Annotated in this window: 13 protein-coding genes; 10 read left to right on the top strand and 3 right to left on the bottom strand. The window is 51.3% G+C overall.

What is annotated here, in order from left to right; genetic code table 11:
• Window positions 1–15 precede the first annotated feature (15 nt).
• The 5 genes from ACTJJJ_RS16140 to ACTJJJ_RS16120 are packed head-to-tail and all read left to right on the top strand — an operon-like array spanning window position 16 to window position 2,497.
• On the top strand, window positions 16–231 hold the full coding sequence (locus tag ACTJJJ_RS16140) for a hypothetical protein (protein ID WP_440702316.1): 216 nt from the start codon (window positions 16–18) through the stop codon (window positions 229–231).
• A gap of 14 nt (window positions 232–245) precedes the next feature.
• Window positions 246–716 (top strand): bacteriophage holin, encoded by a 471-nt coding sequence (locus tag ACTJJJ_RS16135; protein WP_440702315.1) that lies wholly within the window; start codon window positions 246–248, stop codon window positions 714–716.
• Entirely contained in the window at window positions 716–1,171 is a 456-nt protein-coding gene (locus tag ACTJJJ_RS16130; protein WP_440702314.1) for a DUF5675 family protein, read from the top strand. Before ACTJJJ_RS16135 ends, ACTJJJ_RS16130 begins: the two co-directional genes overlap by 1 nt.
• The gene (locus ACTJJJ_RS16125; protein ID WP_440702313.1) at window positions 1,168–2,037 is read left to right on the top strand and encodes a hypothetical protein; all 870 of its coding nucleotides are present in this window, start codon (window positions 1,168–1,170) and stop codon (window positions 2,035–2,037) included. Before ACTJJJ_RS16130 ends, ACTJJJ_RS16125 begins: the two co-directional genes overlap by 4 nt.
• Entirely contained in the window at window positions 2,024–2,497 is a 474-nt protein-coding gene (locus tag ACTJJJ_RS16120; RefSeq protein WP_440702312.1) for a hypothetical protein, read from the top strand. The genes ACTJJJ_RS16125 and ACTJJJ_RS16120 overlap by 14 nt, the downstream gene beginning before the upstream one ends.
• Window positions 2,498–2,745: 248 nt before the next feature.
• On the opposite strand, the gene ACTJJJ_RS16115 is transcribed toward ACTJJJ_RS16120, so the two are convergent.
• Complete coding sequence (locus ACTJJJ_RS16115) at window positions 2,746–3,012, bottom strand: hypothetical protein (protein ID WP_440702311.1); 267 nt, start codon at window positions 3,010–3,012, stop codon at window positions 2,746–2,748.
• A gap of 156 nt (window positions 3,013–3,168) precedes the next feature.
• On the opposite strand from ACTJJJ_RS16115, the gene ACTJJJ_RS16110 reads away from it, so the two are divergent.
• Both ACTJJJ_RS16110 and ACTJJJ_RS16105 read left to right on the top strand, forming a co-directional pair.
• Window positions 3,169–5,199 carry a DUF5977 domain-containing protein gene (locus ACTJJJ_RS16110; protein ID WP_440702310.1) on the top strand — a complete coding sequence of 677 codons (2,031 nt, stop codon included), beginning with the start codon at window positions 3,169–3,171 and terminating at the stop codon, window positions 5,197–5,199.
• Window positions 5,196–6,605 (top strand): hypothetical protein, encoded by a 1,410-nt coding sequence (locus tag ACTJJJ_RS16105; protein WP_440702309.1) that lies wholly within the window; start codon window positions 5,196–5,198, stop codon window positions 6,603–6,605. Before ACTJJJ_RS16110 ends, ACTJJJ_RS16105 begins: the two co-directional genes overlap by 4 nt.
• A 20-nt stretch (window positions 6,606–6,625) precedes the next feature.
• Here ACTJJJ_RS16105 and ACTJJJ_RS16100 read toward each other — a convergent pair whose 3' ends face one another.
• Window positions 6,626–7,186: a hypothetical protein gene (locus ACTJJJ_RS16100; RefSeq protein ID WP_440702308.1), complete on the bottom strand. Its 561-nt coding sequence runs from the start codon at window positions 7,184–7,186 to the stop codon at window positions 6,626–6,628.
• A gap of 7 nt (window positions 7,187–7,193) precedes the next feature.
• Entirely contained in the window at window positions 7,194–7,595 is a 402-nt protein-coding gene (locus tag ACTJJJ_RS16095) for a hypothetical protein (RefSeq protein WP_440702307.1), read from the bottom strand.
• Window positions 7,596–7,724: 129 nt separating this feature from the next.
• Here ACTJJJ_RS16095 and ACTJJJ_RS16090 point away from each other — a divergent pair, with 129 nt between their 5' ends.
• From ACTJJJ_RS16090 to ACTJJJ_RS16080, 3 genes are all read left to right on the top strand, one after another.
• Complete coding sequence (locus ACTJJJ_RS16090) at window positions 7,725–8,261, top strand: hypothetical protein (RefSeq protein ID WP_440702306.1); 537 nt, start codon at window positions 7,725–7,727, stop codon at window positions 8,259–8,261.
• 19 nt (window positions 8,262–8,280) lie between these two features.
• The gene (locus ACTJJJ_RS16085; protein ID WP_440702305.1) at window positions 8,281–12,756 is read left to right on the top strand and encodes a phage tail tape measure protein; all 4,476 of its coding nucleotides are present in this window, start codon (window positions 8,281–8,283) and stop codon (window positions 12,754–12,756) included.
• 618 nt (window positions 12,757–13,374) lie between these two features.
• Window positions 13,375–13,854, top strand: coding sequence for a hypothetical protein (locus tag ACTJJJ_RS16080; RefSeq protein ID WP_440702304.1), 480 nt, complete (start codon window positions 13,375–13,377; stop codon window positions 13,852–13,854).
• Window positions 13,855–13,947: the final 93 nt, after the last annotated feature.

The raw sequence follows: 13,947 nt of genomic DNA, 5'->3' as shown, positions 1-13,947 counted from the left end.
CTGATCCGTTACGAGATGCTGAAACCCATCGCCTACAACTTGCAAAAAGAAAATGTGCAGATCCAACAAGAGAAATACGCGGTACAGATGCAGCTGCAAATTATGTCCTTTCGATGCGAGCAGCAAAGTGAAAGTTTTGCCCAACAAATCAAGGCCGAAAGGAGGAGAAACCGCAGGCGGCTTATCGTCGCGGCCGGGCTCGGACTCTTAACCGGAATGGCAGTTTTTTAACCCTGTTTACACTAATGAAACACACACTAAACGCGTTACTCGCGACAATCTCCGACAAAAGCCTTTTGTCGTTTTCCGCAGCCCTCGCCGGTCTAAAAGCCGTGTTCGACACCTATTTTTTCGACGACTGGTTCTTCCTGATCTTTCTGCTCGTGATCATCGGCGTCGATACGGTTTCCGGCACCTACAAGGCGTGGAAAAAAAAGACCCTCGAATCGCGTGCCTATGCCCGCCTGTTTGAGAAGCTCCTTACCTACGGCTCACTGCTCGTAATGGCTCACGTTCTGATGAATTTCCCGATTAAGGGAAAACCCAGCGGGCTTTTTGATTGGCTCGACAATGTGCTTTACTGCTTGATGATGGTAAGGGAAGCAATCAGCATTTTGGAGAATTTCGCCGAGATCAATCCGAAAGGGATTTCTACCAAGATTCTCGCCCGCCTGAAAAACTTTGACGAGTCCGGAAAATTCAAAGATCTGGTTTAATGGAGATCCTTCTGACACGCCAACAACAGGGGAAGGAAAGTACCCTGGGCATTTTATCGGTCGACGGGATCTTTAATTGCTTCGTGCTCGAAGACACCGATCGCGGTTTAGGGGCAAAAATGCCGCTCTCGACGATCAGAGGGCTAAAAGTTATGGGCAAAACCGCCATTCCCACAGGTCGCTACCGTGTCGAGATCACCTACTCGCCACGATTCAAAAAGAAGCTACCGATCCTGATCGGCGTTCCGGGCTTTTCCGGTATCCGGATTCATGCCGGGAACTGGGCGAAGGATACGGACGGCTGTCTGTTGCCGGGCAGAAGTTGGAAAAAGCAAGTCGGCAACTACATGGTCACAGAAAGCCGAAATGCTGCGCTCGACCTTCAAACCGACATCGGAGCCGCCATTTTGCTCGGTGAAGAAGTCTGGATAACCGTACAAGCTGATTACCAATGACCGAAATCTTTTTAAACGACAAGTGCTATAAGCTGCCCGAGAATTGGACGGAAGTAAACCCGGCACAGCTGCCGGAGCTGCTGACCCTGCTTTATGTGTACCCCGAAAGTGGTGGCACGTATCTGGAAGTACTCCGGACAATTCTCGGATATGCGCCCGGCCAGTGGAAAAAGCTAATGTGCCACTACTTCGCCGGGCACCGCACCGTAGAGCAGCACGAAGAAAACGCGCAGGCATTGCAGGGCGTGCTCGGTCAATTAAGCTGGATGTGGCAGGGCGAGCTGACCGTCTGCCCGCTTCCCGAAGGCTTCGACGTCGATGGCACCCGGTGGGTACTTTTCGAGGAAGGCTTCCGTAGCATGAGTTTCGGCGAGCTGACCAATGCGCACATAAACGCGCAGGCTTTCATTAAGCAGCTCGTCGAAGGTGACGAGCGCCTGAATATGCTCGTGGCTACCGTTTGCAGGCCGCGCCGGTCGGGTAGCTACATGAACGACCCGGACTGGAACGGCGACCACCGCGAGCAGTATAACGAGCACATTGCGCGGCACCGGGCGGATCTGATCAAAGACGGATACATCAAAGAAAAGATCCTCGTGCTCATGTACTTTTTGGGCACACTGAAGGAGTTTTTCAGCTTTTACGATCTGTTCGATTCGGACGCAACAGGGCCAGCCCCGACCGAAGACTATCCCGGTCAATCAATGGTTAAAAACCAGCACCTACTTTCTGAAAAGCACATTTTCGGCGGCATGAACGCAACCAAATCCGCAAATATTCACGACGTGTTCCAATTTCTGGAAGAGCACAAAAAGGACATCAAAGAGCAAAACGAACGTAGCAAAGCAGCCAATGACACCCACTGACGATATTTTCTGGCCGTATTTCACGCCAATTTTAGAAGAGCAAAAAGCGGAATCTGGGATCGTCTACGCGAAGATGTCCGACGCGAATGGAATGGATCGGATAATCGGCGATAGCCGGAGCGAAGAAGTATATCCGGGCATTTTTGTCATGCGACCCAAATACCGGGGAAATATTCTCGACAACGCTTTACTAAACGCGCTTTTTGAGCTGACCCTTTTCGTGTTCTTTAAGGGTGACACCGACGAGCACGCTTCCGAAGATCTGGCGTACCGGAACGCCGAAACCGTCGCCTGCAAAATCGTTAAGCGCTTGCAACACGACCGATACGCAGGGAAAAACTATCTGGATTTCGATTCGGTCACGTTGGAGCCTGTCCAATATCAAACCGGGGTCGACGCTACCTGTGGCTACGAGCTAAAAGCCCGGCTCGGAATCCCGGCAAATCATATTTTTTGCTGAAATTAGGTATTGTTGATATATTGGCTCTGCTCAAATCGCCTTGTAATGAAAACTGCGCGTGTTATTCTACGGTTCGTAATTTGGTTCTTTCTGGCAGCTGTGTTTGTTTTTGAAATTTTCTTTTTTCTGCTCTTCAACCGGGTTTACGAGTTTTAAAAATCTGTTCTTCCTTTTACTCGGTGTTGCGACCACTTTCGTAAAAAATTACGCATATGTTCGACGCATTCGGACGCCCATTAGTCGGATGTTCAAAGCAAGTTTCGTTCTTTCAGATAGCTCTCTCCCAAAGGAGTGACCTTGTAGCCCCACCATTTGACATTTTTGTGACCGTACATATCGTCCTCATACTCGAAATCCTCAATGTATCCATTCGAAAGAAAATCTTTTACATATTCTCCACACTGCGTTAAGGGATCTGGGAAAAACTCGTCATAGTGAAACAATTCTGCCCAAGAGTGTAAATTCCTAAAGCTCAAACGACGTCTATAAAGCTGCAAAAGCACTCTGTCTTTCATATTACCCGACTTAATACCCTAAAATTTTACCAGCCGCAGTCAATTTTCCGGCGACCTTAAATTGTACTACAGGTAGGTAAGTAAGCCAATTTGTATCGAAAAACCAGTCCTTTTTCATTTTCAGTGCGTCGACCACTTTCGTAAAAAATTACGAATATGATCGACGCATCTGCAACAGACCTCTCGTTCCTTCCGCTGAAATTCAGCCGGAACAAACTTTCGCATACCATCGAAGCAGCCGACCCCGCACTCACTAGCCGGGTCGGTCTAAAATACTTTCTTACCCTATTTGTTCCTGAATATCCGTTCAGTAACCTTTTTGAAGCCCTACACACGTCCGAAGGGCGCGAAGTGCCCGTAAGTACCGAAGGCGGGGTGCAAGTCTTTTCAGGGGCAGAATTCCGCTATAATTCCGGTCGAAACGGAAAGCTCGACGGGCTGCTCTCCTACACCAAGCCGCGCTGGAAGCAAAACGCGCTTAGTTTATCGCTGTCACAGACCACCGCGTTTTACTTGCATGAAGAAATCGAGGGGGGCAACCCACCGGTGGCGGTGGCCGCAGATCTTGTCAAAGCGTACGCGATCAAAGCCGGGCTATCAAACGAGGATTTCCACGCCTACGGCGACACCTTTTTTAAAACGTGGCAAGCGGGCAAAAAGCAGTTTTTGACGTGGCAACCCGATCAGAAAACAGTCTCACCGACGCAAGAGGAATATTTAAGTTTTCTGCTGAATTTCTCACCGGCTCCAACCGAGCTGCGCCTGCGCGTGCATTTCCTGTACGTGGACGGATCGGCGTCGACGGCATACACTGCCATGACGCTGGCAAACCCGCTACTATATTCGGTCGTTACCTGCCCGGTCGGCGCGGCAGTGCTCAACGTTCCAAACAACGCCACCGGCTACGAGGTCTGGTTAAGTGATCAGGATGGGCGCAGGTTCACCGAAACCCGCACCTATCACATTGACCGGAGCCTGCAAATTGCCGACCGCTCGATTTTATTTGTGAACAGTTTGGGCGGCTGGGATACCTTCCGGCTCACCGGGGAAGGATCTCGCAGTCTGCGCGTGATCCAGACGACCGCCGAGATCGAGCGGAAGGCGGGCTCCGACCCGGATTTCTCGGAGTTGAAAATTATCAGCATTGAGGGCGAGCACGAGCTGCAAGCCAGCACCGGCTATTTCCGCAAGGATAAGGCCGCATACTTGAAGCACCTGGACGAGCTGCTGCTTTCGGATGAAATGTATTTGATCACCGACAAAGGCCACCGCCCGGTTCAGCTCACGACTACGACGAATGTCGACCAGCAAGACAACACCGATCTGATCGCCAGATCTTTCACATTTCGGATCTTGGATACAGTGGAAAACCATTCTGATCTACCTGCGTCGCAGCCGACGCCGGCACGCGTTACCAAGTGGCGCGGGCTGAATTTGGGGCAGGTTCTGGACGGTTACGGGAAGCGTACCGGAAAGCTTGCTTTTTCACGTCTCGAGAAAGTTTACGCCGACGATAACACCCTGGTAAAACCTTACAGTGTTAAGGCCAACGTACAAGGAGATCCGGACTACATCGCACCGATCACCGACACGACCATCGCGGTCGGCTCTACGCCATTCCCCAGCGCGGAGATCAACCGGGCGGGCACATTCTCCCGGTCAAATTGCGGCGCGAATTATCTGGGAGGCACTGCTATGATCAATATCCCGGCAGGCTATTACGGCGGTGAACGTGACGGTGACGCCGACGAACTAGCAGAAGCCCGTTACAGTAGTCTGAACACGCAGGATTTCGCTAACACAAACGGCTCATGCGTCGTCAATAACGTGCCGGTTCACTTCGCGATCCATCACAAAATACCGATGGATCTGGGGTTAAAAGTGATCGGAAGCGCTGATTTCGGGCCAGTCGTCGATATCCGTGTCGCAGGGGTGGAAGTCGTTTCTAACACGGTCGGAGCAAACCCTCCTGTAGTAAACCTTTCCACTGCGACTACACCGCCTGGTACGTACGACATTATCTTACAGGTCGAGTATGTCGGGGCGGCACCGATCCGAAAGTGCAAGATCGTTTTGCCGTCCAAAAACCGTGAAGTGAAAGTCGAGCAAGCTGGATATTTTGCATTTGATGGCGTGGTAATCAATAGCTCCGACGAACCTCTAACCTTTGAAGTTGTAAACCTATGATCCGCATCAACGGGCACGAAGTCCTGACCGATTCAAAAGTGGGGGTAAAATATGCGCTCGTAAACCCTCACCTGCTTTATGAAACGATCCCCAGCTCGACGGCAGAAATCCCGACATTTCCCGCCGTTCGCCAAAACCGGGGTGTTTTCGGCTACTATGAAGAGCCGCAGGCAGGGAATTACCTGCCGGAGCTGCTTTATCAGCATTTCCACAACGGGGATCTGATCAGGGAAGGTTATTTCCTTTTGACCGAAGCCTCACTCGATACCGGCTACAAAGGTGCATATTCCGACCGACTGGGGTTATTCTTTGGGGATTATCAGACCAAGAACCTGCGCGAGATCGATTTCGGCACTGTGACCCCCGTTTTGCCACTTGCACCTGTAAATTCAGTGGCCGGGGAAACCGCCTACTGCTACCCGACGATTCTCAACGATTTCTACTATGGTGCAAATGGGGCGGCAGCATCCTACACCGGACGCGTGAACGACTACGCAAGCGGCAGCTACAAGGTAAGCCCGAAAACCCCGATGTTTTTCGCATGTTGGGTGCTTAAACGCATTGCTGCGATTTCGGGCGTTACCATTACCGGCAGCTTTTTCTCGCACCCGGTATGGAGCAAGCTTATCTTGTTCAACACCGCCGAAGCCGAAACGGCGACTTTTAGCGTTGCAAACCACCTTCCTGCCCTCTCGGTGGTGGAATTCATTTTGGAGCTGCGCAAGGTTGCAAACCTGAAATTTGAGTTTAATTCCGTGGCAAAAAGCCTGACCATCGACTTCTGGGATGAATGCCTACGGACGCCTACAAATGCCGACTGGACAGACCGCGCGACGATCGGCGAAATCAAGACGCCGGAGCCTAATACTAGGCTGGGGTTTGCCATGCAAATGGACGGGAACGATGGTCTGACAAAAGACAAACCGGCATTTCTTGCTGACTTCATTTCGCCCGAGGTCGAAGGCAACGGCCCGGCCGCCCGGCGCAACGGCATTGCGACCGTCGCAATGAAGTTTTCGACGCTGCTCACCAATCAGGCGACCGGCCTGCCAATGTGTCGACAGGAGGGGCTTACAAGTAAGTACGGGCAGGACGCCAAGCCATTCATGCCCCGCCTACTATTCTGGACGGGAATGACGGCGGGTATGCCGGTAGCGTCGGCAACGCTCGACGGGGTAACGCTGACGCCCGCAGGGCTGGCCGCGACGGTATGGAAGGAAACGATCGCGCTCCGGACGCGCATGTTCTACCTCGCTAAGAAATTCATTCTTAACGAGGCAGATCTGGCAAAACTTGATTTTTCGAAGAAATACCACTGCGAAGGAGTGGATTATATTGTCGCACAGGTTAATGCGTCTGTGCCGGTGAAGGGAGTGGCCGAATGCTTACTAATCGGGGGAGTTTAAGCAATACATGTATAGTTATGCTAGTTTGAAATACTAATAACCTTTGTTCCAAGAGCAGCTATCGACGCTCGCAAGTTGTTCGAAATCTTAGTAGCAACTTGCGGAATATATGGAACTACGTTTGCAAACGTCACTTCCGACGTTTGAGGGAATTGGTGGTAATAAGTCAGGTAACTCTTAACCGCATTCTTTTTTTCAGCGCTTAGCGTGCTCATTGGATCATTCTCCAAATAGTCGTGAAAATTTGTGAGATGAGTGAACGCATTCCCAAACTCGTAAACTTCGGCAGCCCATGTCCACACTTCGCTTACGATATTCAGCATGGTTCTGTCCGTAATGCGCTTTGAATTAGCCCTTTTCCATTCTACACCATTAACCGAGTCGCTAATTAACCGTAGAACTTCATTGTCATCGGTTAATCCGTTCAAGTAGTTTACCCTTATAAGTGAGTCTAGTTCTTGTCTAAGTGTCGCCACAGAATTGCCATACAAGCCTTTTTCGTGCATTAAGATAATTGCTTCGGTATTGCTTTTGGATCGAGCTACTAGCATTCGTTGAAACTTGTCGAAAGTTGTTGCCATTTAAATGTCAGTTATTAAAACCTTTAATAAATTCCGTATCAAAGTATCCTAACTCATTCTGGTACGCCCCCTCAAGGACTCTAACCTTGACCCAGCCAAATCCCATATCTATAAGCTTAACTTTTGTTCCTTTATCAAGTCTAAATGCGGTTCCATTATTCACCTTTTTCACAATCATTTGCTTAAAACCCTCTTCATCACCCGCCGTAATGAACTCGCCCAACTCATCCAGATCCTTCTCAGTAACGCAGGCTGTCACATCCATCATAACCGGATAGTCTCCACCAATCTCCAGTTCGGGTTCCTGTGGTGGAGAGGCGGTTCTTTCACTACCGCCGCAGGATATAAATGTTAATATCAAACAGACAAGGCAACTAAATACTAAACTTCTAACAATTCGAAAATTCATTTTTTAACTGATGGATTAGGTTCTGAAATCTTAAAGTCAGCAATTCCACAGAAATACCTCTGCTTCGTGTCCTTTCTATTTGATAACGGGCAAAAGAAATTAGCGTCGACTATACAACGCTAATTACGAATGACCGATTCCCTCATTGAAAACCCCATTTTTGCCGAAATCCTGCGCCGGTACGCCCAACGTGCCGAGCAGGTTATTTCCCGCGAAGTGAATGCACAAGGGCTGGTGCTCACCGGGGAAATGCTGAATTCCATCAAGGCCGCAGCCGTCGAAAAAGGCACCGGCTGGATTCAGGCAAATGTCCACTACGAAGCCCTGCTCCGGATCAAGGATCTGAAAACGCTCAACTATTCCCGAATGCCGCCACTGTCGGCGATGGTGAAGTTTGTCGAGCAGGTCGGCGTCCAAAATTTCAAGTACGTACCCGGCTACCCACGAGGGGTTGAAAAGCTAGACCACCAGCGCCGGGTCGAGCGTATCGCGTGGGGCGTTCGCAACGTCTTCCGGCAGGAACCCAACATTAAACGAGGCTACCGGGGTGTATACAACGACCCGCTAAAAAACCAAATCCTGCCCTACTTTTTCGCGGATCTCCGGCAACATGCCGGAACTACGGCCATGAGCGAATTACGACTGGCATTTACCGACACACACTAACCGCCACAAGGCACACACTATGGATTTTACAGACACCGGCACCCTCCGTCTGCGGATGGAGACCAACGACTATGACAAGCAAATGGCCACGCTTAATAATCAGGCCACTGTCTACAAAAACAACCTCCGGGACATCGAAAAGCAGCTCGGCAAAAACAGCGCCGAGTACAAAAAAACGAAAGCGGATCTTGACGCCGTACGCAAATCGCAGGAGGATCTGACCAAATCCGTCAAACAAATGGACACGTCAAAAATGACCTTCCAGCAGCTGCAAAACTACGTCAAGCAGCTAAACAAGGAGCTGAAAAGCATGGTGCCCGAAAGCGCCCAGGCGAACGCCCAATTAAAGAAAATCGGGGAAGCCGAAGCTCAATTAAAGAAAGTCACCGATCAGGCGCGGAAGCTGCGCGAAGAAGCCGCAGGACTTGCAAAGCCGGGGCTTTGGTCGAGTATAAAAGACTACATGGCCAGCGCCTTTTCGATCGCCGGGGTACAGATGCTGCTCGAAGCATTTGTCCGCTTCACAAGGTCGGCAATAACAGGCGCGGCAGAGATCAGCGACGCATTCGGTGACGTGCGTAAAACTACCGGCATGACCACTCAGGAGGTGGTCGAGCTGAATAAAGCGGTGCAAAAAATCGACACCAGAACCGCTCAAAAAGACCTGATGGATATTGCCAAAACGGGCGGGCAGATCGGGATCGCGAAGGAAGAAATGCTCGGTTTTGTGGAGTCCGTCGATAAAGCGGTCGTAGCGCTCGGTGACGAGTTCACAGGCGGCGCGGAAGAAGTTGCCGCGTCGATGGGTACGATGTCGAAGCTTTTCAAAGAAACAAAAGATCTTGAAGCCGGGGAAGCCATAAACGACATAGGTAGCGCCATTAATGAACTGGGAGCCGCAGGATCCGCGACAGGGCCGGTAGTCGCTGATTTTACCACCCGCATCGGGCAGTTGGGCAAGCTCGCGCCCGCTATTGATCAGACAATGGGATTAGGCGCGGCGCTGCAAGAGCTGGGCTTAACGGCAGAAATCGCTGCCGGTGGTCTGACAAATATTCTTTTGGGATCAACAAAGGCTACGGCAGAATATGCCAAGCAGATCGGAATCACCGAAAAGGAATTTAAAAAGCTGGTAAACTCCGACCCTAACGAGGTCATTCTGCGGCTTGCACAAAGTTTCAAAGGGCTTCCGACCGACGTGGTGGTGAAGCAAATGGACGCACTGGGGATCAAATCGCAGGAGGCGACCAAAGTAATGATGCTGCTGTCGGATAAGACCGATATGGTGAAGGAAAAGCAGGCGCTCGCAAACAAGGCGATGAAGGAAGGCACCAGCTTAACCAACGAGTTCAATATCAAAAACAACACCTTCGGGGCGCAGCTCGACAAGACCGGTAAAATGGTTACGTGGCTTGCCGAGCAGTTGGGAAATTTCTTGATTCCCGCAGTCCTTCTGGTTACTACCGGCTTTATCGGATTGGTTAAAGCACTTGCAGCAGTTCCGGAATTCATCGTCGAGAATAAGGAGACTTTCGCCGCGCTGGGCGTTGCGATCGTCTCGCTCAATGCCGCCAATATTGCCGCAGCTGCTTCGGCTCTCGCACACGCTGCCGTCGAAAAAGGTCGCGCGATCGCTACCCAATCTGTAACCGCTGCACAATGGCTTTTGAACGCAGCCATGACCGCAAACCCTATCGGGCTGGTCGTCGCTGCTATTTCCGCACTCGTAGGCGGCTTTATGGTCTGGTATAACCATTCCGAGAAGGTACGCGCCGGGGTATCAGGCTTAATGGCTGGTTTAAAAGAAGCTGCCGGGGTCGTCGCGCAATTCGTGAAGGCATTTTTGACGCTCGATATTGCGGGCATGGCCGACGTAATGATGAACGGCGGCAAAAGGGTCGGCGACGCATTCACGAAGGGCTATAACGACAAATTAAAGGAGGAATCCGGCAAGGTCGTCGCCCAGCACAAAACCACCGTCGACAAAAAGGTCGATCTCACCCAAAAGGGCGCAAAGGCCGCAGCTGATGCCGAGATCGCAGCCGCCACCGGCGCCGCTGACACGATCACCGCAAAGGATCAGGCCGCGCTCGACAAACGCAAAAAAGCGAAGGAGAAGCAGCTGCAAGACTTCCGGGATGCAGAAGACAAGTACGACGAAATGGTGCGCAAAGATCGCGAAAAAGCCCTCGAATTACTTTCCCAAATGGAGGCCGAAAATGAGCGCAGCAACGCGACCACCTCGCTGGAAATCGAGGAAAGCAAAATCCGCGAAAAAGCCCGTAAACGCATTAAGGACATCGAGGATTCGAAAGCCGACGAAGCCCTGAAATTGAAAGTCGTCGAGTCGATCAACCGCAACGCCGAAGAATCGCTCGACAAGGTGCGCCGGGATTACCGCGACAAACGGATCAAGGAAGAGCAGGAAGCCGCCCAAAAGCGTCTCGAAGCGGAAAATTTCGTGCGCGAGCAGGAGAAAGGCGCAGAAATGACCCTGCTCGAATGGCGCGAAATGCAGGCTAAGGGAAGCGCTCAAAAACTCGTAGCCGTCCACAAAGACCGCGTCGACGTCGAGCTGCGCCTTACGCAGCAAAAGCTCGAAGCCGAAATGATAGCCGAAAGCCAGAAAGCCGTTCGGACGATCACCGATACCGAACAGCTGGCCACCGCATTGAATGCGATCGAAGAGCGGTACAACATTGCCAGCGTCATGGCAAACAAGAAAGCCGCTGACGAAAAGCTCGCGATCGATCGGGATCTGCACGAGCAGAAAGCGGCGACACTAAAAAACTATTCGGATATGTTCAGCTCGCTTTTGCAGGGTGACGTTTCCGGATTTATGAACGCGGCCAGCACGATGGTCAAAGGCCACCAGACTGCGTGGCAGCAAAAGCTCGCAGCAGACCAAGCGAGCTACGAGCAGGCCGGACAAATGGCGCAGACCGCCGTCAATTTTTTGAACGATCTCGCCCAACGCAAAGCCGAAAAAGCGATTGCCGAAGCAAACCGCGAGCGGGACGAAAAGGTCGCCATTCTCAACGCCGAGCTGGCCACCACCGAGGCGATGATCAAACAGTCGTCGGAAAACATCAAACAGGTCAAAGAGGCCGAACAAAACCGCCTTGCTGAGCTTCAAAGGATCTTAACGTCGGAGACTACCACCGAGGAACAAAAGCGTGACGCCCTGCACAAATTCTACTCACAGCAGCTGCAAGACATGAAAGCAGCCGAAGAGCAGAAAATTATGGACTTGCAGAAAATGGCGAACGAGGCCAAAACCGCCGACGAGCGTGCCGCGATGGAAGAGAAAATCCGGATGGCCACAAAGGAGAGCGAGGAAAAGATCCGGCTCGCGGAAGAAGAAGCCGAAGCCAAAGCGACCATGATCGACGAGCTGGCCGAGTTTACCGCCGATGTCAATGCCACCGTTTTGAAGGATGCGGAAAGGGCCAGCAACAAACAGGTCAAAATGGCCGAAGACGAAGCCGAAAAGAAAGCCGAGATTAAGGAGCAGCTGGAAGACCTGATCGCGACCGAGAACCAAAAAGCACGCACGAAGGAGCAAGCCGAAAAGAAGAAAGCATGGCAGGCGCAGAAGAAAGCGGACATCGCGGCTGCATTGATCACCGGGGCGCTGGCCGTGTTGAAAGCCCTCGCCAACTTTTTCCCGCTTAATATCGTACTGGCGGCGGTCGCAGCCGTAGCAACGGGTGTACAGATCGCCAAGATCAAAAGCCAGCCGGAGCCTTCTTTCGCGTATGGTGGAACGCTCGGTTTCGTGGCGCAAGGAGGCAAACACGGCAACATCTACGGAACGGGCGGGATCGCCCTCGTGGATCGCAAGACACAGCGCGAAGTCGGCGAAATGGAGGGGGATGAAGCGATTATTTCAGCCAAGCAAACGGCGGCAAACTGGCCGGTAATACAGCAGATGTTCAAAAATGCCCGCACTGCCGGGAAAACTGACTCGCCGGTGCTACCAATGGCCTCCGGTGCGACGCCGATGGCGTTCCGGGATGGCGGCAAATTCGAGTCGCCGTATTGGGAAAAGGGAATGTACCTTTTTGGCTCCAAAAAGAAGAAAGAGGCCGAAGCAGCCGCCAAGCAAGCCGAGCAGGAAGCAGCAGCCGCACAGGCCGAAGCTGATGCCGCAATGGCCGACGCTATGGGCGGGGTCGATGCCGACACCAGCGCATACAACGGAATCGACGCCACAGATCCGGCAACGATGGGCGACACGGCAGGAGCTTCGGCAGCGCACGCGGAAGCAAAAAAGCAGGGCGAGGCGCAGCTAAAAGCGATTCAGGATATTCTCGCCGAGACGATCACCAACGGGGAAACCCTCACCCGTATGGTTTCCGCGATTGGGGAAGTTAAACAGGCCGTGAACGGGGTCGAAGGGGCGGTGCGCAACGTCGAAGGCGCGGTGCATTCAACCAATACCCAGGGCAAATTTGACCAATTGATCGGGGCGATTTCCAACTTGGCTGCATGAGTCTTTAATCAGTTAGGGAAATGTTTATATCTACTTTTCCCTAACTAATATCGACGTCCCTCCCCCACAATTTGTAACATGTAAAATGTCGGGCGCGGGCATTGTTATTCTCATTTCCGGGCATGCTCCACAGAGAACGAAAGGGCAAAATGAAGGTTCGACCGGAGCGGTTGGACGGGGAATGAATTCTCTATCGTTAAAGAAATACCTTGAAGCAGGGCAGCATGGCATTCTTCCAAACCCGTCGACGATGACTCCATCCGGGCGTATCACGGTTATCAGGGATCTACCTTTTATGGATGTATCTGGAACAGTCGTTTTTCCATCTGTATCCTTGTAGGCGGTGATTCGCCACTCACCGACGATAGGCTGAATTTTTCCCAATGGGATTGGGCTATCCTTTTTGCACTGCACAAAAGCAGCCAAAATGAAAACGAAGAGCAACACCTTATTCATAGCTATCTGATTTTCTTAGACATAAGATGCGAATTTGAATTCGATCGTTGTAACCAAATTTAATTTATTAGTCGAATCTTACGGGTCGTTTCACTTGTAAGATTGAGTAAAAGTTAATATTTTTAGACCACTTAAATAAAATTTTTAGAATAGACTAAAAACATGAAAAAGACCATTCTGATCGACCTCCCTATCCACGTTAAAAAGTTCTTTATGATCGAGTATGACGGCTACAAGGCCAAAAACGGAGCCGATCAGATCGATGTAAAAAAATTCAGCGAGCTAGGGAACATCGTAACGGCAGTTAGCCGCCCGATCCCGTGGACGCAGAAAGTTGAAAAGCCGCAGGGGGAAGGGGTAGTCGCCATTACCTACTATTCGCACACGTTGAGCCATGAGGTTTCAAACGACCGGCTCGCAATGATCGCAAAAGGCATGGATCACATTTTCCGTAGGAGCCTGATCGCTTACGTTTCCGCACTTCATGATCTTTTAGGAGGCGATTACAGTCCGCACGTGAATTCGTTTTTGGAGATCTACGGTATTCAGCGAGACGTCGACGTCGAGTTCGAAACTTTACGCAAAATTTATCGTGACCGGATCGACCGTTTAAACCGGTTAAGAAAAAAAAGTTACGCGTAAAAAGTCCGGCTACACGGCGTTTTGTCCGGCAAATGCGAATAATGTCCGATCCCCGCGTAAAAAGTCCGGGCAGCAAATCCGCAAAAAGCCTCA

This window comes from Dyadobacter sp. 22481 (assembly GCF_052044875.1).
GTDB lineage: Bacteria > Bacteroidota > Bacteroidia > Cytophagales > Spirosomataceae > Dyadobacter > Dyadobacter endophyticus.
The sequence above is the reverse complement of the archived record's forward strand: the minus strand, read 5'-3'. Positions and strand labels throughout refer to the sequence as shown.